Here is a 17776-nt window from a genome sequence, read left to right on the forward strand (position 1 = left end):
GAACGATGCTCAGTAAGGCGAGGATGACCATGTGATCGTCGGCGGTCGGATAGCCGCACACAGTGGTTTACCTGCGGCGTCGGTGAGGCCGAGGTCTCCGTGGAGCATGCCGGAAGCGTCGGCCTCCTCGGCGATGTGCTCGGGGATCGCGTCGAGCATCAGCTTTGCGCGCCGAAACATCTCGAACGTCTGGTCATCGGATACCGTCACCCAGGACAGGTAGATGAAGCGTCCGCGAGGTGGACCCTGGATGTATGGACCGAGTAAGTCCCAGGCACCGGACTTTCGCTCCAGACTCGCTGTCAGTTCCCATCGCACTGTCTCGGTATCTCCCGGTACGAGGTCGAGGATTTCGTGTGGCTTGCCTCGGCGCTGAACGCCGACGTGGATGTTGCTGCGCTCTTCGAAGGTTGCGGTTTCGGAACACTCACGTCCGGGCAGGCTGTGACCGGTGATGATGATCTGCATATCGACATCATGCTCTGCATAGGTCGGGAGGGGTTGGCGTGGTGAGTCGTTCGGGTAGAACCTCTGTTGCGGCCGTGGTGGCGAGCATTCTGTTGTCGGGTCTCGGGTGGGGGTCAGGTGTTGCAGTGGCGACGGCGGACGAACCGGAAGTCGCGGGCGCGCTGGAGTCCTATGGCGAACTCTCGGCCGCAGTGTTTCCGGTCGGCGCCGGTGAGACGCAGCGGGTCGTCTATCGAACTCTGCGTACCGCTGACAGATGGGGAGAGTCGTCAGGGTCCGTGTTTCTGCCGGAAGGCGCCCCACCGGCGGGCGGTTGGCCCGTCATCTCCTATGCCCACGGAACTTTGGGCAGTGCGGATCAGTGTGCACCCTCGTCGACCGGATTCGGTCCGGGCGAGATCGAACCGATCGAACGCTGGTTGGAGCAGGGGTACGCGGTGGTCGCTACCGACTACTCGGGAGTTGGTACCGACGGGGTGCTGGCCTATCTCGACGGACATGCCGCCGGGGCGAATGCCGTCGACATCGTGCGGGCCGCGCACGAGTTGTACGGCAATGTGCTGAGTCCGCGGTGGATGGTCGCGGGTTTGTCCGAAGGTGGTCATGCGGCGTACTTCGCGGGACACGAGGCCACCACTCGTGCACCGGAATTGGATTTCCGCGGCTCGGTCGTTGTTGCCGGCCCCACACACATGGAAGGGCTGTTTCCGTTGGGCGGACCGCTGTTTCCCGACTTCGGCATCACCGGGCTGGTGGGATACGCGCTGTACGTTCTGGCCGGGATCGACGATCAACGACCCGAAGAGAACATTCGCGAGGTTCTCTCGCCGCAGGGGATCGAGTGGATGGAAAAGGCTCGGACACTGTGCGCCGGAGATCTCGGCCGCCACATTCGCGCCGAACGAATCCAATTGAGCTCGTTGTTTTCTCGGTCGGTATGGACGCCACGCTTCCACGATCTGTTTCGCGAGATGATGCAGGTGCCGGTCGACGGCTACGACCGTCCACTGCGCGTGGTGCAGAGCGTGTCGGACACAACGGTTCCTGTCGCCCTTACCTGGGCGCAACTGGTCGACATGCGTTCGCGGGGAACGCAGTTCGAGTATCAAGAACTCGCCGGAATCAGCCACGGTCAAACGACGGTCGCTTCGATGGACCAGACCATGGAGTTCGTCGATCGATTGATGAGGTGATGTCCTGGTGGTGTGGTTGTCCAGGGTGGCTGTTCAGCGCATACGCCGCGGACCGTAATCGTGGCCACCGTTGGCGAACCACACGATTGCCGCAATCGCGTACAGGATGCAGACCAGGAGTAGTAGGCCGCCTGCGATCCACAGCGAGATCTGACCGAGCCGTTTCACTCGATCGGACGCATACCGCGACCCGGCCATATCGCCGTCAGCCCACAGCGGATACACGTTGAAGGCGTGCGTGAAAGCGGAGAAGGAAAGCGGCCAGAAGAACAGCAGCGAGACCACTGCCCAGCCCGCATTGACGGGTGGTCGAATCGGGTGCTGAGGAACGGATTGCTGGACAGTGGGTTGATCCGGGGTGGTCATGGGGGGCTCCTGACATGAGGTGGCCCTTTCGACGCTACTGCGATGGAGCTGAAGAATCACTGAGTGTGCGCGATCAGCCGTAATGCCAGTCGCGATCCATCCGTCGGAAGTACGGAAAGAGTGTGGCCTCCTCGAAATCGAGGTGCGACTGCATATGATCCGCCAATTCGGAGATTGCGGCGTGTGCCCGATTGACCGTGGAGGATTCGGTGCTCAGCGCGAGCGACGCACGCTTGGCTTCCGACACGATCTCCCCGACAAGCTTGTGTTCTGCCTGCAGTCGTTCGACCGCAGGGGCCAACTCGGGAAAGTTCCTGGTCATTACCGGGAACATTCGTTGATCTTCGATGGTGTGGTGCAGAGTCAGCGTGTTGCAGTAGAAGTCGCAGTTGACCCGTAGTTGCCAGACGAAATCCGCGATCGTCAGATTGTCGATCATCTCGGGTATCCGAGTCAGATCGGCGGTTTCGTCCGAAAACAGTTGCAGGGCATTCTCGAGTACCTCGATATCGGCTCGCAGAGGTTCGTGAACCTGACGTAGCTGTTCGATCATCCTCAGACCGGCAACTGTTGCCGTGTTGTGCGAATGAGGGGTGTTCACGTCAGCGCAACTCGATCCCGCTCCGCGAGCATCCTCGCTACCGGCAGGACGTCCTTTGCTGCCATCTCGATACGCTCGAATACCTCGGGGTTGAGGATAGTCGTTCCGTCGAAATCACCTGAGCTGAGATAGATCCCGACCGGAGCGGTCAGCGCTTGGAAGAAAGCGAACAGTGGACGCAGGGCATGGTCCAACACGAGAGCGTGGCGGTCGCTGCCACCTGTCGCAGCAAGAATCACCGGAGTGTTGGCAAGCGCGTACTGGTCCACGAGATCGAAGAAATGCTTGAACATTCCCGTGTACGAGCCTCGGAACACCGGTGACGCCGCGATGACGATATCGGCGGACTCGACTGCTGCCAGCGCTTCGGCGGTCACTGAGTCGACGTGATCGCGATCCAGAGCAGATGCAAGACCTGGAATCAGATCCACGATTTCGAAAACTCGTGTGTCGATCTGCTCGAAGTCTCCCAAGGTTTCGACGATCAGGTCGACGAGGGCGCGAGTCTTGGAGGGTTTTTGAAGGTTGCCGACAACGGCAACAATTTTGAGCGGTGTGCTCATCGAAACTCCTATTTTTGGGACGACTTCAGTGATTCGATTTCCTTACGCACAACGGGGGCTACTTCGGTGCCGAGGATCTCGATCGCACGCAGCATGTCCTTCTGTGGCACGTTGCCGAACCCCATCTGGATCATGATGCGGTCATGATGGAACAGTTCGTACTGCGCCATCGTCTTGTCGATGATTTCCTGCGGGCCGCCGAGGAAGAACGCACCCGCGGTGGTTGCCTGCGCTTCATATGCCCTGCGCGGCATGGGAACTCCGTTTCCGCGCTGATGATGATTCTGCATCCACCCGGCCTGGAAGTACGGGTACGACGTGTCGAGTGCTGTTTGCTTCGAGGTATCGACAAATCCTGGCGAAGCAATCGAGACAGCCAGTTTCTTCGGATCGTGTCCGAACTCCGCTGCAGCCCTGCGGTATAGACCGACGAACGGTTCGAACTGTTGGTAACTTCCACCGATGATGGCCAGTGAGAGGGGCAGGCCCAGTTTCGCGGCACGGACGACAGAGGCCGGAGTACCTCCGACTGCGATCCACACCGGAATCTGACGGTCCGGGCGGGGCGTCACGTCACCGTCGATCAGTGGTGGGCGAAGTTGTCCTTCCCAGTTGATCGGGTTCTCGTCGCGCAGTTTCAGTAGTAGATCAAGCTTTTCGGCGAAGAGTTCGTTGTACTGGGACAAGTCGTACCCGAAGAGCGGAAATGACTCCGTGTACGAACCTCGGCCGGCAATGATCTCGGCACGGCCTTCGGAAAGCAGGTCGACTGTCGCGAACTGTTGGAACACACGGACGGGATCGTCGGAACTGAGTACAGTTACGGCGCTGGACAGCTTGATGTTGTCGGTAGCCTGAGCCATTGCCGCGAGCACAACTGCCGGGGCTGAGACTGCGAAGTCGGTGCGATGGTGCTCGCCGACGCCGAAGACATCGAGTCCAACCTGATCGGCAACGGTTGCCTGCTCCACCAAATGGCGAAGGTGGACACCGGGATTCATCATCGCGCCGGTAGTGGGATCTGGGGTGAGTTCACCGAAATGGTAGACGCCCAATTCGAAAGCCATGTTGTTTCTCGCTATCTGTTCGTGGGGGTGATGGAAAGCTGTCCTACGTGCGCATCGCATGCGCCGCCTTGATTGGTGTGATGTGTGGCAAGTCGGGAGGAGAAGCGTTCGAGTACCGGAAGCTCCTCGGTTTCAATGAGATCGGAGAAATATTCGGCGATCCCTCGCGTGTGTATGGCGGACGCTTTTCGAAGCGTCTTCTTGCCTGCAGGCGTCATCGATACCGTCACGACGCGTCGATCGTTGTCCGGTCTAACGCGCTCCACTAATCCGGCCTCGACCAATCGATCGACGACGCGCGTCACGCCACTGGTGGTGACCAGGACCAGTTCGGCCAGATCGCCCATTCGGATCGTGTTTCCCGGAGCTTGGTGCAGTCGGAGCAGAACGTCGTACTGGCCAAGGGTGAGTCCGGTGGTGGTTCGAAGGTCCGCCTCCATCTTGCCGAGGATGACGCTGTGGGAGACGACGAGGTCGCGCCACACACGACCACGTACGTGTTCATCAGTTGTCATCGGTGACGCCCTCCATTTATTTGCGACCGCAAGTATTGCTTACTCAAATAATACGCGTGCGACCGTCGAACTATTCCCTGCTCTTATTTGCGCTGGTAGTGAGGTATTGACTCGAACGCATGTTCGAGTATGATTTGGGGAGGGGATCGGGGGATTCAATGAGTGTCTTGTTGTCGGATGTGGTGTCTGGTTCTGCGGTGGGGTTACGCGGACGTCTGTGGCAGTTGTCTGCTGCTGAGTTGCGCGCTGCTGCTGTCGAGGCGAGTGCGGAGATTCTGCGCCTCGAAGCTGTGCGTGTGGCTGTGGTGGACGAGTTGTCGTTGCGCCCGGATGATCAGGTGATTGCCAGCCGCGGTGTGGGGTCCTGGTTGGCGGCTAACACGATGCTGCAGGTTCGGGACGGGAAGAAGATCGCCGCGTTGGGTGCGGCGTTGCGGCCGTTTCCGGCGGTGGCTGCTCGGTTCGATGGCGGGGATTGCTCGTTCGATCATGCCGTGTTGATCGTGGCGTTCTGTGAGTCACCACCGAAGGGCATGCCGGAGGAAGCGCTCCCTCGCTGTATCGATTTGTTGTTGGCTGCCGCGTCCGGAGTGGAAGCGACAACCACGAAAGTGCGGAACGTGATCGCGACGTTAGAGCGCATTTTCGAATCGGATGAGATTCCGCCCGCCGAGGATGTGGATCGGAATGAGTTGCGGATCGCGTCGACGTTGAACGGTCGGGTGGTGGTGCGTGGTGATTTCGACGCCCTCACCGGAGAAATGCTGCTGTCGGCCCTGTCGAATTTGACGATGCCCACCCCGGCACCGGATGGAACCCCGGATTCTCGGTCGGCAGCGAAGCGGACCGCGGACGGGTTCACCGAACTGATCCGCCGCTATCTCGACTGCGCCAAGACCGGAACCGACGGCGGTCAGCGGCCGCACGTGAACGTGCACATCAACGCCCGCGATCTGGCGGAGCATCGGGACTGCGCCGCCACACCAACTGATGGTGGTGGAGTGGCTGTGTCTGATCTTGATGTCGGGCACATGCCGTGGCTGGGGCCGCTCTCGGTCTCGCAGACCAGACTCCTTGGGTGCGATTGTTTCCTGTCCACGGTGCTGCTCGATGATCACGGCGCGCCCTTGGATGCGCAACCAGGGAAGAGGTTGGTCACCGCCGAACAGCGAGTGGCGTTGATTGCCCGAGACAGAGGCTGTGCGTTCCCGGGCTGCACATGCGTGCCCGCCTGGACCGATGCGCACCATATCCGGCACTGGGCGAACGGCGGGCCGACGGTGATGAACAACCTGGTCCTGCTGTGCCGTTCACATCACCGGTTGATGCACCGGAAATCAGGGTTCGTCGGGAAATGGGATATCCGTATCGGTGTCGACAACAAACCGTGGTTCATTCCGCCGCCCTCGATCGACCCGCAGCAGCAACCGAGGCCGGCGAACACCACCTTCAAAACCTGAGAGGTCAAACCTCTTTGGCGACAACAGAACACGGACCGAGCACCGCATCGAAGGGATCCTCCGATGCGGTGCCAACCGGCCGTGGAGGAGTCGAATCAGTGCTTCGAGCGCTTGTGGCGGTACATCTCCGCATCGGCCGTATCCCAAGTCTCGGAAAGGCTTTGGGTCATGGAAAAGTCGGCTCGACCGATCGAACAACAGACGTCGGCATTCCGGAACGCCTTCTCCAAACACTCGAGCAGGTAGTCGACGGCGCGCGGCTGTGTATCGGGCAGAGCGATTCCGAACTCGTCTCCGCCCAACCGTGAAACCACCGCACCAGGGTGCGCGCACGCTGCCAAGATCTTGCCGGCCCTTTGAACGTATTCGTCGCCCGCGGCGTGGCCGAGTTCGTCGTTGATGGTCTTCATGCCGTCCAGATCGACGATGATGATAGCTCCCGGATCGGCGAATTGGCGGTACCGAGTTTGCTCGGCCTCGAGGATGCGATTCCACCCGCGCCGATTGAGAAGACCTGTCAACGGGTCGGTCTCGGCATCGAGTTGCGCAGTTTCGGCCAGTCGGACTGACTGCGCGCGCTGATAGTCGACATCGAGAATGGTTCCGAGAAGTCGGCACAGGAGATTGAGGAGGGCCAGGTTGTCCTCGAGTGCGGAGTCGCCCGCACTCGGGTCGGCGCCACACAGAGTGCCGAAGAGACTGCCGTCGTTGTGGAGGATTGGGATGCTGAGGTATGCGCCAATGCCTTCCCACCTGCCATCACGGGACAGTGCGCGCACGAGCGCGCGATTCGATGAGACTGGCGGCGCATTTCCGAGTACCACCCCGCTGCACATGGTGTTTGGCCAAGCCCGGGTCTCGCCGACTTCGATGTGAAGTGGGTTGGGTGAGACGGTGAGAAAGATTTGATTGGACCCGTCGAACCGCGTGATCGACCACAGTGCCAGCGGAAGATATTCGTCGAGGTAGGACACGACCGAGCGACTTGCGTCGTCGAAATTCGTCAGAGGTGGCAAGAGTGGCAACATCGGGATGGTGCGCGTCTGGCCGTGCGGCATTTTGACCTCCTGATCGACCCTAGGATTCTGTCGATGTTCAGGCTCTTGGTCCCGCGTGCGACATATCTTCCACGAACAGTCTGCCTCGAGAATCCTCGCGATTGCTGAAAGTGTGCTGTGATTCTTCCGACCGCGGGGCCGTTGATTCTTTGGTGGCCAGCTAATCTTCCGGTATGGAGCTGGCGCGTGGAGCGAACACAGTCGTTGAGGGAACTTCGCTGAAGGTGGCGGTGAACGGTAGCGCCCCGGGCACGGTAGACCTGATGGTGTTCCAGCTCGACGAACGGAACAAAGTACGGGACGACGCAGATTTTGTCTTCTTCAATCAGCCGGTCTCACCCGAAGGCGCGGTGCGCTTGGAGTCCGGCGGCGTCATCGAAATCGACATTGCGAGGTTGCCCGCTGACATCCATCAGCTGAGTGTTGCCGTGGCACTTGATGCGGCGGCAAACGGAACCCTGTCTGCTGTCGGGGGCCTTGGTGTCGTGGTGGAGCAGGTTGGTTCCACCGCCATCGTGGCTCAGGCTTTGGGGTTGACGAGTGAGAGGGCAGCGGTTCTCGTCGAGATCTATCGCCGCGGCGCGGGCTGGAAGCTGCGAAACGTGTCAGCTGGCTGGGACAGCGGATTGGCGGACCTGGTAACAGCATTCGGAGTGTCGGTCGACGAGGAACCGCCGGCTCGACCCGCCGGCTCTGCTGAAACGACAGACGGCATTCGGACCGTGCCCGACGAAGCCAAACTCTCCATGGTGAAGCGGGAGAAGCTGGACCTCCGAAAGCGCGAAGTGGCCAAGGTCCTGCTGACGAAGGGTGGCAACGGAATTCGGGCACGGGTGGTCCTGGTGATCGACAAAACCGGAAGTATGGCCAAGCAGTACCGCACCAGAGTGGTGCATCGTGTTGTCGAACGCATGATTCCCGTTGCGATCCAACTCGATGACGACGGCAAGCTGGAGCCGTACTTGTATGCAGTCAGCTTCGTCAAACTCCCCGAGATCTCTGTCCATGACGCGGAAGAGTGGTCGGATACCTACCTGCACTTGCGCGGCTCGCACGGCGGATTCAACTACGACAAGATCGGCGCCGCAAATCGTGAAGTGCCGATCATGACTGAGATTCTTTCCGGCCTGACACGTGGTTCGGCGCCGACGCTCGTCCTGTTCTTCACCGACGGTGGCTTCAGCGAGCGCAAGGAAATCACGAAATTGATGCGCGAAGCGTCTGGGCTCCCGGCCTTTTGGCAGTTCGTCGGAATCGGCAAGGCCAACTACGGAGTGCTGGAGAAGCTCGACGACCTCGACGGCAGGGTGGTCGACAATGCCGGATTCTTCGCGCTGGACGACATCGACACCGTCGACGACGCCCAGTTGTACACCCGTTTGCTGAGTGAATTCCCGGATTGGCACAAGGCAGCTGTAGCCGCGGGCATCACAACGCCGTGATTTAGCTGGTCGAAACCAACTGCAGTGCATTCTCTTTCAAGAATTCGTCGATGTGCGCCCAGGTGGAGTCTCTCGCGGTGGGGCCGGCAACGAGCCCGAGGTGACTTCCCGGCGCCTTCTCGAACCGGACCGACGGCGCTCCGGTGAGGACCGACGTGATCGCTTCCACCGAAGCGATGGGTGCAATCACGTCAGTGGTGCCGCCGACCGCGAGAACGGGAACGCTCAGAGCTGACAGTTTGATCTCGCGTCCGGCAAGCGTGACGGCGTCGTTGTAGAGATTGTTGCCGAGCATGAGTTGTTCGCAGATCTGCTGAAAAGCCTTGCCAGGGTATCCAGGCATGGCTGCCATGAACTTGTCTATCGATTCCATGCGAGCCAGTGTCTCGGTGTTGTGGAGGTTGCGCATGATGAACCATGGCTTGAGAACTTCGCGCTGCAACGCCGTCACCTTGTAACTCGCCTGAACGAGTGGAGCAGGTAGTCCGCCGACAAGATTGGTCGCGGACGTGAGTGGGGTGTCGCCCGTGTATTTGCCGATCAGCCTCAAGGGGCTGATAGCGGGAATCTTCGTGTAATCGATTGGCGTTCCGATTGCCGTGATCGATGCGATCGGCAGGTCGGAGTGAGCGGAGCCCGTGAGCAGAGACATGGTCCCGCCGAGGCTCCACCCGATCAGCGAAACCGGTGCGCCGTCATGTAGGTCCGAGATCGTACGGATCGCTTCCGGGATGATGTCGTCGACCCAGGCCTCGAAACCCATCCCGCGGTCGGAGTACCGCATGGTCCCGTAGTCGAGGAGGTAGGGCGTGTTCGCCCCATCCAGTAGGTGCGCGGCGAGGCTTTGGCCCGCACGAAGGTCGTAACAGTCGGCTGAAACCGCGAGGGGCGGTACGAGGAGAACCGGATTACCTCTTGGCCTCCACAATGCGCCGAAGCGATACAGATCGCGGTGTGGACCTTCGCTGATCAGTACGGACGGGGTGCGTTCGGTCTTCTCGACACCGTCGCCGAACGAGAGTCCCCATGCATTGCGTGCTGCGGTGTCCAGCGTCGGACGCCACGTCGCGATCAAACCACTGATATCGAGCACTGGTTCCCCTCGGAGTCGAATCGGCGGACGGCCGAGTCAGCCGCGCTCGGTGTATGTTACCTGCCTTCACATACATCGATCTCGGGGGTGTAAAAACCCAGCTCGGCAACGGAGCCACCGTGCCGAGCTGGGCTGATCGGGGTGATATGGCAGTGATCGGGTGGGGACGATCAGGCGGGGACGATCAAGCCGGTCGAGGCTGTGGCCGTCGCGTATCGCTGTGCAACGTCTTCCCAGTTGATGACGTTCCAGTAGGCCTTCACGTAGTCGGCCTTGACGTTCTTGTACTGCAGGTAGAAAGCGTGCTCCCACATGTCGAGCATGAGCAACGGAACGATACCGATGCTGATGTTGCCTTGCTGGTCGGTGAGCTGCTCGATGACCAGGCGCTGCCCGACCGTGTCGTAGGCCAGTACCGCCCAGCCGGACCCCTGCAAAGTGGTTGCTACAGCGGAGAAGTGGTTGACGAATGCGTCGAAGGTGCCGAAGTGCTCGTCGATTGCGGCTGCCAACTCGCCCTCTGGCCGCTCACCGCCGTTGGGGGAGAGGTTCTTCCAGAAGATGGAGTGATTGGTGTGGCCGCCGAGGTGGAAGGCGAGGTTCTTGCTGAGCAGCGGCGCCTTCGCGGTGATCGTGCCGTCTTCGCGCGCAGCAGCCAACTGCTCGATTGCGCTGTTGGCGCCCGCCACGTACGTGGCGTGGTGCTTGCTGTGGTGCAGTTCCATGATCTCGCCGGAGATGTGCGGTTCGAGAGCGGCGTAGTCGTAATCCAGTTCGGGGAGAACGTATTCAGTCATGTGACATGCCTTCCTTTGAGGAAATGTTGTGAGTCGAGAGATTTCGATAGGTTCGATTGTGATAGACGAGCGGCGCTGACATGTGCTGCGGATCGATGACGTCGACGACGCGTGCAGTGACGATCACTGCGGCGCCACATGTAGTGGCATTCAAGGGAACCGCACGCAGGGCGTGGCCTGTCCCATGTAGGAACGGTTCACCCGTCGAGAGAAACGACCAGGGCATATCGTCTCCGAAGCGCACAGCGCCGCGGGTTGCGAACGTGGAAGCCAGTCGTTCGTTCGCCGAATTTGCCAGGTGAACAACAAAACTGCGGGCGGAAGCGATGACGCTCGCAGAGCCTCGCAACGACTGCAGTGAAAACGCCAGAACTGCAGGATCGGCGCTGATCGAGATCACCGACGATGACGTGATGCCGGCCGGGCCGTCATCGCCCGTTGCGGTGATGATCGAGACGCCGGCGGGATGGTTCCGGAACGCCTCGACGAAGGAGTTTCGGATGGACGGCTCCGCATCAACAGAGTCATCCGAAACAGATTGGGTGCCAACCAGTTTTGTGGTCACTCCTCGCCCCTCTTCTGTCTCGGGTTTTGCTGCCGTTGCACTGTCTTGTGCAATACCGACGTTAAAACCTCGAGTGCAGTTGAGGTCAAGATGCTGTGGCGGACCTCACCGTCCGAGCTTGGCTGCCAGACGTTCCATGTATCCGACAACCTCGTCGGGGCTCTTGTCCGGAGTGCCGAACATTGCTTCGGTGACACCGATGTCTGCCCAGTGGGCGAGCTTCTCCGAATCGGGTTTGCCTGCCAGGACGGTTATTTCAGGCTCGCCGACTCTACCTGCTTCGGCCCAGATCTTTCGGAGCAGTTCCACGTTTCCGTCGATCTCCTGCTCGATGGGTGTGGTGATCCACCCGTCGGCAGACTTTGCGATCCACTTGAAAGTCTTCTCGTTGCCGCCGCCGCCCAAGAGGATGGGAGGACGGGGCTTCTGAACTGGTTTGGGCCACGCCCAGCTGGGTCCGTACTTCACGAATTGGCCGTCGTACGACGCTTCTTCCTTCGACCACAGTTCGCCCATGGCTTCGAGATACTCGCGGAGTGCGGTCCGGCGTTTGTTGGGCGGTACGCCGTGGTCGGCGAGTTCCTCTGCATTCCAGCCGAATCCGACGCCGAAGACCACGCGTCCGCCGGAAAGATGGTCCAGCGATGCGATGGTTTTCGCGAGAGTGATCGGATCGTGTTCGAGGGGGAGGGCCACGGAGGTGCCCAATCGGATGGTGTTCGTGACCGACGCGGCGGTGCCGAGGGCAACCCAGGGGTCGAGTGTGCGCATGTAACGGTCGTCGGGCAATTCGGCCGACTGGGTTCCGGGGTGATCGGAATCCCTCGAGACGGGGATGTGAGTGTGCTCCGGAACGTAAAAGGCGTCGAATCCATTCGCCTCCGCAGCCTTTGCTGCATCGGCAGGGCGGATGCCGCGATCACTGGTGAACAGGCTGAGTCCGTAGCGCACTGGTTCTCCTTCGATGGTCCGTCGAAAAACTGTAACCTGTTGCATCTTCGTTCGGATAGGTTTCCAGCCCAGTAAATCGATTGCCGACGTGACCGGGGACGTGGTGAACTCGGGCGGACTTTGTTGTGGGTCGAGAAGTGGATGCAGTAGAGGTGGATGCAGTAGTGATGGATGCAGCGGAGATGAATCGGTTGTCGTGGAATGCGGCGACCGTCGCTCACAACAGTCACAAAGGAGACCAGGCACAGTTCTTTCGCAACGGCGGGTCGACCTTGTATCCGGAAGAACTGGCGCTGCTCGGCGAGATCGACGGCTCCTCGATTCTTCATCTGCAGTGCAATTCCGGTCAGGATTCGTTGAGTTTGGCCGCTCTCGGTGCCGCGGTGACCGGCGTCGACATCGCGGATTCCGCGATCGACTTCGCCCGAACCTTGTCCGCGGAATCCGGAATTGCCGCCGATTTCGAGCGTGCCGATGTATCTGCGTGGCTCCGCGCTGCTGCCGCTGGCCAGAGAAAGTTCGACCGAGTCTTTTCTTCGTACGGAACGGTGATCTGGTTACCCGATCTCGACGAGTGGGCCGAGGGGATTGCCGGTGTTCTCGCGCCGAACGGTCGATTCGTTCTGGTGGAGTTTCATCCGTTTGCCATGTGTTTCGACGAGAAGTGGTCGCTGACATACCCGTACGGAGGCGGGACTCCCGTGACCGAACCCCGTGGCGTGGGCGACTACGTGGCAGATTCGGCCGATCTCGTCTTGCCAGGCGCTGAGGGAAAAGGAGTCGAGAACTTCGAAAATCCTTTCCCCTCATGTGAATTCAACTGGTCCATTTCCGAGGTGCTAGGAACTTTGCGGCGCGCCGGATTGACGCTCGAGTCTTTCGACGAGTACCCGTACGCCAACGGTTGGCAAGGATTCGAGGAGATGGCTGAACTCGGCGGCAAGCGTTGGGGAGTCCCGGCCGGACGACCCGAGATCCCGCTCATGTATTCGCTGTCGGTTCGCTTGGCCGACTGACGCCTATTTCCCCCGCATTTGCGGGTAATTGCAGACACAGGTAGTAATTACCCCCATGCCCTCGACGCCACTGACACGACGCATCGCCGTCGACCTGTGCCGTCTTGGTGCCAACTGCTGTTGCTGTTGATTCCTTCCGACTCTCCTGAGTGAGAATGGCGCCGCTCTGTGCGCCTTCGCCCCTGCATATGCGCCCGTTGCTGCATGTGTGCCGGAATTTTCCGTACGTCGAGGAAGAACAGCGATGTCGACTCCTGTCGAAGCAATAGAACCAACATCAGTCACGGAACCGAACCGTGAGCCGCGTCGGCCGTGGACTTCGAGTGCGACCACTGTCGGACTGCCGGTGCTTTCCGTGATCGCATTCTTGGCCCTGTGGCAGGTCGCTGCCGCGAGCGGCACCTGGAGTGAGACCTTCGTGCCGTTCCCGAGCACGGTCTGGCATGCCTTCGTCAACACGATGACCACGCACGACGGAGTGCGCGGCTACCAGGGCTACCTGCTCTGGGAGCACCTCTACATGACGCTGCGACGGGTGCTGGTCGGTGTGATCATCGGCGTCGGATTGGGCGTGATCCTCGGTTTGGCCATGGGATCGGTGACATGGCTGCGGAGCCTGCTCGAACCGTGGTTGACGTTCCTGCGCGCACTGCCGCCCCTGGCGTATTTCTTCCTGCTGGTGATCTGGCTGGGAATCGACGAGGCGCCGAAGATTACATTGCTGGCGCTCGCTGCTCTTCCGCCGGCAGCGGTGGCCACCACAGCTGCTGTGGTCGCGGCGCCGGTCGGACTGGTCGAAGCGGCCAGGGCCCTGGGAGCCTCACGGGCGCAAGTGATCCGGGACGTCGTCGTCCCGTCGGCCTTACCGGAAACTTTCACGGGCATTCGGCTGTCGGTAGGTATGGCGTACTCGTCGGTGGTCGCGGCCGAACTGTTCAACGGCATCCCCGGAATTGGCGGAATGGTCAAGGATGCAAGCAATTACAACAACACACCGGTCGTGCTGGTGGGGATCTTTGCCATCGGATTCTCCGGCCTGATCATCGACGGACTGCTGCGGGCTGCAGAGCGCCGCGCCGTTCCCTGGAGGGGAAAAGTATGACTGACAATCAGAAACACGCCAGCAGCAATCTGAAGCGCAGCAGTAATTCGACGCCCAATGAAGGAAGGGCTGCCCGGACGGCGTTCACGGTGCTGATCGGCGTCCTTGCCCTTGTTCTCGGTGCGTGCTCGGTGGATCATTCGGGCCAGGATTCGTCCAAGGAAACGATCCGTATCGCTTACCAGTCGTTCCCGAGCGGCGACTTGATAGTCAAGAACAATCGCTGGCTCGAAGACGCACTGCCCGAGTACAACGTGAAGTGGACGAAGTTCGATTCGGGAGCCGACATCAACACCGCCTTCATCGCCGGTGAAATCGATTTCGGCGCAATCGGTTCGAGCCCGGTTGCTCGTGGCCTCTCGGCACCGCTGAACATTCCGTATCAGGTCGCGTTTGTTCTGGACGTGGCCGGCGACAACGAAGCCCTGGTGGCGCGCAACGCAACCGGAATCAAGACCGTCGCAGATCTGCGCGGCAAGAAAGTGGCCACGGCATTCGCCTCGACCGCGCACTACAGTCTGCTGGCAGCGCTGAACCAGGCCGGACTCAGTGCCGACGACGTCCAATTGGTGGATCTCCAGCCGCAAGCATCCCTCGCAGCCTGGCAGCGCGGTGACATCGATGCCGTCTACACCTGGCTGCCCACGCTCGACGAACTCCGTAAGGACGGAACACAGTTGATCGCCAGCCGTGAGCTCGCGACAGCAGGGAAGCCGACACTCGATCTTGGTGTGGTGTCGACTGCGTTTGCCAAGGATCACCCCGAGATCGTCGACACCTGGCGCCAGGTTCAGGCCCGCGCGCTCACGACGATCGCCACTGATCCGAACGCGGCAGCGGAAGCTGTTGCCGCACAATTAGGCGCCTCGAAGGACGACGCGGCAGCGCAGTTGAAACAGGGTGTGTTCCTCACTCCGGAGCAGATCTCCTCGCCGGAATGGTTGGGCACCGAGGGCGCTCCCGGGAATCTGGCAGTGAACCTGCAGAGTGCAGCGCAATTCCTGGCCGAGCAGAAGCAGATCGACAGTGTGCCTGATCTGGCGGTCTTTCAGAATGCTCTCTATGTGAAGGGGCTTCCCGATGTCCTTGACCAGTAGCGTGACCGCACAGCAGGCCTCGGGAGGATTCGCTGCCGACCGCCCGGGCGCGATCCGAATCGACACCGTCTCGCACAGGTACGGCCACGGTCGAGAGTCCGTCACGGCACTCGGGCCCGTATCGATCGACGTCACACCTGGTGAGTTTCTGGTTCTCGTCGGAGCGTCGGGTTGCGGCAAGAGCACATTGCTGCGGCTGATCGCGGGTTTCGAAAGTCCTTCCAGTGGAACGGTTCAGGTCTCCGGATCCGACCCGATTCCCGGGTCGAGTGCGGGAGTGGTGTTTCAGCAGCCACGGCTCTTTCCGTGGAAATCGGTGGGCGGCAACATCGATCTGGCACTCAAATACGCCGGCGTTGCGAAGAGCGAACGCGGGCAAAGGCGTGACGAGCTTCTCGACCGCGTCGGTCTGGTCGGCACTGCGGACCGGCGTATCTGGGAAATCTCCGGCGGGCAGCAGCAGCGGGTGGCAATTGCTCGTGCCTTGGCGGCCGAAACGTCGTTGCTCCTGTTGGACGAACCCTTTGCCGCGCTGGACGCCCTCACTCGCGAGCGTCTGCAGGAGGACCTGCGCAGTGTCAGTGCCGAATCGGGGCGAACAAGTGTCTTCGTCACTCACAGTGCCGACGAGGCGGCCTTTCTCGGCTCCCGCGTCGTAGTTCTGACAAGCCGACCGGGCAAGGTCGCGCTCGACCTGAAAATCGATCTGCCACGAACCGGCGTCGATCCCGACGATCTCCGAGGCTCACCCGAATACGCGGCATTCCGAGCCGAAGTCGGCCATGCGGTCAAGGTTGCAGCTGCAGCGTAGGTACCCTGCGCGTCGACTACCAGGTGGCCGCGTCGATAATAGGAAGGAGAACGTGCAGGACACGACGAACAAGGAGTGGTCATGGCAACTGAGGTGGAGTCCGGTGACCTCGTGCAGGCAGCCGGCCATGCGGGTCCGTGGACGGTAGTCGAAGTTCGCCAGGGGATGGCGCTGCTCGAACACAGTGACGGGCACAGGTTGTCGCGTCGAACGACGACGTTGACCGTCGTCCGCAAGGGCTCGGGCAAGAAGGCAACGGCCGTCGAAGACGGGAACGACGAAAACGGATCGCCAACTCTGTTCGACTGAAACCGCAGCTCGACTGAAACCGCAGCTCGACTGAAACCGCAGCTCGACTGATCTTCCGTCAGTTCGAGACGGCGTCAGCTGGAGAAAATGTCGTCTACGCGTTTGTCGAAGTATTCGGCGATTCGGAACGCCAGTGACAGACGCGGGTCGAAGTGTCCCTTCTCGATCGAGATGACGGTCTGGCGTGTGATGCCGAGCGCGTCGGCGCACGCTTGCTGTGACAATCCGGCTGCCGTACGAAGTTCTTGAAGGTTGTTGCGCATCAGATCTTGTCAGATCTCGATTGTGGGGTGCGGTCCCTCGACACTGCCCAGTACCGGATTCCGAAGTCGGCCAGCCCGAGGGCTGTAAACATTACGAGCGGCAGTTCGGGAGCGCCGAAGACATTGTGCGCGATCAGCGCGATCCCCATGGCAGTGATCAAGTCGGTGAACGCGCCGAAGCCGGCCTTGCGACTCCATTCTGTTTCGACGGTGTCCTCGGGGTAGGCGGGGGCCTTGTCGTTCTCCGATGAAAAAAGGGCCCACGCCGACCCGATACAAGCCGGTGCCATGACGATTGCGAAGACGATGAAGGCCAACGTCTTCCGATCATCGGCGGTCAATGCTGCGAAAAAGCTGAAGGCTAGCGTTGCTGCGACGCCGATACCGATGATCAGGCTCCACCGTGCCGTGGTGCTCATGAAGCCTCCCAGGTGTAAGAGTTCTTTGACATGCCTGAGCGTAGGTCTACGTGCGCTGGATGTCAAAGAACTCTTACATCGCGCTGAGGGTCAAGCGACCCCGAAAGGCGCTGCGTATGAAAACTTCCCCGTCTGATCGGGGCGGTGCGTGGTGAGGGTCCTGATCTGAAAGTGCTCGCCCCACTCGGCTTCCGGAGACTCGATCCCGGCGTCCGTGCTGGTGACGAACCCGAACTGCGGGTAGTACTCGGTGCTGCCCAGGAGGGCGAGCAGTGGCACGTCCAGAGCGTCGGACGCACCGATCACCGCGTGCATCAGCGCCGAACCGACGCCGCTGCGTTGGTTGTCCGGTGTGACTGCCAACGGGCCGAGGCCAACCGCCTCAACGGGACCGACCCATCCGCGTGTTCCGATCACGAAACCAACGATCTCATCACCGGCGACGGCGACAAGGGACAACTTCGGTAAGTAGTCGTTCGAGGCGAAGAGCTGACGTGTCAGTTCGATCTCGTAGGGAGACTCGCCGGGCGGCGCTTGGTCGGCAAACGCCGCCCCGAGCAGTGAATAGATTGCGTCACGGTCGGAAGAAGTTTCGCGGCGGATGTACATGGCCACGAAAC

The 17776-nt window shown here is 60.6% G+C and carries 22 protein-coding genes; 8 read left to right on the forward strand and 14 right to left on the reverse strand.

Annotated elements, in window-relative coordinates; all coding sequences use genetic code 11:
* Window positions 1-9 precede the first annotated feature (9 nt).
* Window positions 10-468 (reverse strand): DUF5990 family protein, encoded by a 459-nt coding sequence (locus tag ABIE52_RS27805; RefSeq protein WP_042452701.1) that lies wholly within the window; start codon window positions 466-468, stop codon window positions 10-12.
* Window positions 469-506: 38 nt separating this feature from the next.
* Between ABIE52_RS27805 and ABIE52_RS27810 the strand changes: the two genes are divergently transcribed.
* Window positions 507-1661: an alpha/beta hydrolase gene (locus ABIE52_RS27810; RefSeq protein ID WP_047271110.1), complete on the forward strand. Its 1155-nt coding sequence runs from the start codon at window positions 507-509 to the stop codon at window positions 1659-1661.
* A gap of 33 nt (window positions 1662-1694) precedes the next feature.
* Here ABIE52_RS27810 and ABIE52_RS27815 read toward each other — a convergent pair whose 3' ends face one another.
* The 5 genes from ABIE52_RS27815 to ABIE52_RS27835 all read right to left on the reverse strand — a co-directional run bounded on the left by ABIE52_RS27815 (window position 1695) and on the right by ABIE52_RS27835 (window position 4773).
* On the reverse strand, window positions 1695-2027 hold the full coding sequence (locus ABIE52_RS27815) for a CD225/dispanin family protein (RefSeq protein ID WP_047271108.1): 333 nt from the start codon (window positions 2025-2027) through the stop codon (window positions 1695-1697).
* A gap of 73 nt (window positions 2028-2100) precedes the next feature.
* Window positions 2101-2628, reverse strand: a complete 528-nt coding sequence (locus ABIE52_RS27820) for a hemerythrin domain-containing protein (protein WP_030535215.1) — start codon at window positions 2626-2628, stop codon at window positions 2101-2103.
* Window positions 2625-3191: an FMN reductase gene (gene msuE / locus ABIE52_RS27825; RefSeq protein ID WP_019745144.1), complete on the reverse strand. Its 567-nt coding sequence runs from the start codon at window positions 3189-3191 to the stop codon at window positions 2625-2627. Before msuE ends, ABIE52_RS27820 begins: the two co-directional genes overlap by 4 nt.
* Window positions 3192-3199: 8 nt before the next feature.
* Window positions 3200-4258, reverse strand: a complete 1059-nt coding sequence (locus ABIE52_RS27830; protein ID WP_192712229.1) for an LLM class flavin-dependent oxidoreductase — start codon at window positions 4256-4258, stop codon at window positions 3200-3202.
* 11 nt (window positions 4259-4269) lie between these two features.
* Complete coding sequence (locus ABIE52_RS27835; protein ID WP_064443762.1) at window positions 4270-4773, reverse strand: MarR family winged helix-turn-helix transcriptional regulator; 504 nt, start codon at window positions 4771-4773, stop codon at window positions 4270-4272.
* Window positions 4774-4931: 158 nt separating this feature from the next.
* Here ABIE52_RS27835 and ABIE52_RS27840 point away from each other — a divergent pair, with 158 nt between their 5' ends.
* On the forward strand, window positions 4932-6233 hold the full coding sequence (locus tag ABIE52_RS27840) for an HNH endonuclease signature motif containing protein (RefSeq protein ID WP_192712230.1): 1302 nt from the start codon (window positions 4932-4934) through the stop codon (window positions 6231-6233).
* A gap of 95 nt (window positions 6234-6328) precedes the next feature.
* On the opposite strand, the gene ABIE52_RS27845 is transcribed toward ABIE52_RS27840, so the two are convergent.
* Window positions 6329-7291 carry a sensor domain-containing diguanylate cyclase gene (locus ABIE52_RS27845; protein ID WP_064443764.1) on the reverse strand — a complete coding sequence of 321 codons (963 nt, stop codon included), beginning with the start codon at window positions 7289-7291 and terminating at the stop codon, window positions 6329-6331.
* A gap of 173 nt (window positions 7292-7464) precedes the next feature.
* Here ABIE52_RS27845 and ABIE52_RS27850 point away from each other — a divergent pair, with 173 nt between their 5' ends.
* A complete protein-coding gene (locus ABIE52_RS27850) occupies window positions 7465-8733 on the forward strand; it encodes a vWA domain-containing protein (protein ID WP_050654800.1) in 1269 nt (422 codons plus the stop codon).
* 1 nt (window position 8734) lies between these two features.
* Here ABIE52_RS27850 and ABIE52_RS27855 read toward each other — a convergent pair whose 3' ends face one another.
* From ABIE52_RS27855 to ABIE52_RS27870, 4 genes are all read right to left on the reverse strand, one after another.
* Window positions 8735-9826, reverse strand: coding sequence for an alpha/beta fold hydrolase (locus ABIE52_RS27855; protein ID WP_064443765.1), 1092 nt, complete (start codon window positions 9824-9826; stop codon window positions 8735-8737).
* Window positions 9827-9996: 170 nt separating this feature from the next.
* Complete coding sequence (locus ABIE52_RS27860; RefSeq protein WP_003940303.1) at window positions 9997-10623, reverse strand: superoxide dismutase; 627 nt, start codon at window positions 10621-10623, stop codon at window positions 9997-9999.
* Window positions 10616-11188, reverse strand: a complete 573-nt coding sequence (locus ABIE52_RS27865; RefSeq protein WP_042451450.1) for a flavin reductase family protein — start codon at window positions 11186-11188, stop codon at window positions 10616-10618. The genes ABIE52_RS27860 and ABIE52_RS27865 overlap by 8 nt, the downstream gene beginning before the upstream one ends.
* 105 nt (window positions 11189-11293) lie before the next feature.
* Window positions 11294-12139: an LLM class F420-dependent oxidoreductase gene (locus tag ABIE52_RS27870; protein ID WP_064443766.1), complete on the reverse strand. Its 846-nt coding sequence runs from the start codon at window positions 12137-12139 to the stop codon at window positions 11294-11296.
* A 137-nt stretch (window positions 12140-12276) separates the two neighbouring features.
* Here ABIE52_RS27870 and ABIE52_RS27875 point away from each other — a divergent pair, with 137 nt between their 5' ends.
* The 5 genes from ABIE52_RS27875 to ABIE52_RS27895 all read left to right on the forward strand — a co-directional run bounded on the left by ABIE52_RS27875 (window position 12277) and on the right by ABIE52_RS27895 (window position 16474).
* Complete coding sequence (locus ABIE52_RS27875; RefSeq protein ID WP_307850425.1) at window positions 12277-13155, forward strand: methyltransferase domain-containing protein; 879 nt, start codon at window positions 12277-12279, stop codon at window positions 13153-13155.
* A 244-nt stretch (window positions 13156-13399) separates the two neighbouring features.
* Window positions 13400-14257, forward strand: a complete 858-nt coding sequence (locus tag ABIE52_RS27880) for an ABC transporter permease (protein ID WP_003939782.1) — start codon at window positions 13400-13402, stop codon at window positions 14255-14257.
* Window positions 14254-15354 (forward strand): taurine ABC transporter substrate-binding protein, encoded by a 1101-nt coding sequence (locus tag ABIE52_RS27885; RefSeq protein WP_042451442.1) that lies wholly within the window; start codon window positions 14254-14256, stop codon window positions 15352-15354. The genes ABIE52_RS27880 and ABIE52_RS27885 overlap by 4 nt, the downstream gene beginning before the upstream one ends.
* Window positions 15338-16165 (forward strand): ABC transporter ATP-binding protein, encoded by an 828-nt coding sequence (locus ABIE52_RS27890; protein ID WP_192712231.1) that lies wholly within the window; start codon window positions 15338-15340, stop codon window positions 16163-16165. Before ABIE52_RS27885 ends, ABIE52_RS27890 begins: the two co-directional genes overlap by 17 nt.
* An 81-nt stretch (window positions 16166-16246) precedes the next feature.
* Window positions 16247-16474, forward strand: a complete 228-nt coding sequence (locus tag ABIE52_RS27895; protein WP_007733785.1) for a hypothetical protein — start codon at window positions 16247-16249, stop codon at window positions 16472-16474.
* 74 nt (window positions 16475-16548) lie between these two features.
* Here the strand turns inward: ABIE52_RS27895 and ABIE52_RS27900 are convergent, their stop codons facing one another.
* The 3 genes from ABIE52_RS27900 to ABIE52_RS27910 form a co-directional block, all read right to left on the reverse strand.
* A complete protein-coding gene (locus ABIE52_RS27900) occupies window positions 16549-16737 on the reverse strand; it encodes a helix-turn-helix transcriptional regulator (protein WP_003940277.1) in 189 nt (62 codons plus the stop codon).
* Window positions 16737-17156: a hypothetical protein gene (locus ABIE52_RS27905; RefSeq protein ID WP_192712232.1), complete on the reverse strand. Its 420-nt coding sequence runs from the start codon at window positions 17154-17156 to the stop codon at window positions 16737-16739. Before ABIE52_RS27905 ends, ABIE52_RS27900 begins: the two co-directional genes overlap by 1 nt.
* A gap of 90 nt (window positions 17157-17246) precedes the next feature.
* Window positions 17247-17765: a GNAT family N-acetyltransferase gene (locus tag ABIE52_RS27910; protein ID WP_003940356.1), complete on the reverse strand. Its 519-nt coding sequence runs from the start codon at window positions 17763-17765 to the stop codon at window positions 17247-17249.
* Between the last annotated feature and the right edge of the window lie 11 nt (window positions 17766-17776).

Origin of the sequence: Rhodococcus sp. OAS809, assembly GCF_040546695.1 — a bacterium.
Classification (GTDB): domain Bacteria; phylum Actinomycetota; class Actinomycetes; order Mycobacteriales; family Mycobacteriaceae; genus Rhodococcus_F; species Rhodococcus_F qingshengii.

Bases quoted from the DNA above. Each gene is read 5' to 3' on its own strand.
- ABIE52_RS27815 (WP_047271108.1), bottom strand. From the start codon at position 2,027: ATGACCACCCCGGATCAACCCACTGTCCAGCAATCCGTTCCTCAGCAC.
- ABIE52_RS27900 (WP_003940277.1), bottom strand. From the start codon at position 16,737: ATGCGCAACAACCTTCAAGAACTTCGTACGGCAGCCGGATTGTCACAG.
- ABIE52_RS27840 (WP_192712230.1), top strand. From the start codon at position 4,932: ATGAGTGTCTTGTTGTCGGATGTGGTGTCTGGTTCTGCGGTGGGGTTA.
- ABIE52_RS27880 (WP_003939782.1), top strand. From the start codon at position 13,400: ATGTCGACTCCTGTCGAAGCAATAGAACCAACATCAGTCACGGAACCG.
- ABIE52_RS27905 (WP_192712232.1), bottom strand. From the start codon at position 17,156: ATGAGCACCACGGCACGGTGGAGCCTGATCATCGGTATCGGCGTCGCA.
- ABIE52_RS27890 (WP_192712231.1), top strand. From the start codon at position 15,338: ATGTCCTTGACCAGTAGCGTGACCGCACAGCAGGCCTCGGGAGGATTC.
- ABIE52_RS27830 (WP_192712229.1), bottom strand. From the start codon at position 4,258: ATGGCTTTCGAATTGGGCGTCTACCATTTCGGTGAACTCACCCCAGAT.
- ABIE52_RS27850 (WP_050654800.1), top strand. From the start codon at position 7,465: ATGGAGCTGGCGCGTGGAGCGAACACAGTCGTTGAGGGAACTTCGCTG.
- ABIE52_RS27910 (WP_003940356.1), bottom strand. From the start codon at position 17,765: ATGTACATCCGCCGCGAAACTTCTTCCGACCGTGACGCAATCTATTCA.
- ABIE52_RS27895 (WP_007733785.1), top strand. From the start codon at position 16,247: ATGGCAACTGAGGTGGAGTCCGGTGACCTCGTGCAGGCAGCCGGCCAT.
- ABIE52_RS27835 (WP_064443762.1), bottom strand. From the start codon at position 4,773: ATGACAACTGATGAACACGTACGTGGTCGTGTGTGGCGCGACCTCGTC.
- msuE (WP_019745144.1), bottom strand. From the start codon at position 3,191: ATGAGCACACCGCTCAAAATTGTTGCCGTTGTCGGCAACCTTCAAAAA.
- ABIE52_RS27845 (WP_064443764.1), bottom strand. From the start codon at position 7,291: ATGCCGCACGGCCAGACGCGCACCATCCCGATGTTGCCACTCTTGCCA.
- ABIE52_RS27885 (WP_042451442.1), top strand. From the start codon at position 14,254: ATGACTGACAATCAGAAACACGCCAGCAGCAATCTGAAGCGCAGCAGT.
- ABIE52_RS27805 (WP_042452701.1), bottom strand. From the start codon at position 468: ATGCAGATCATCATCACCGGTCACAGCCTGCCCGGACGTGAGTGTTCC.
- ABIE52_RS27860 (WP_003940303.1), bottom strand. From the start codon at position 10,623: ATGACTGAATACGTTCTCCCCGAACTGGATTACGACTACGCCGCTCTC.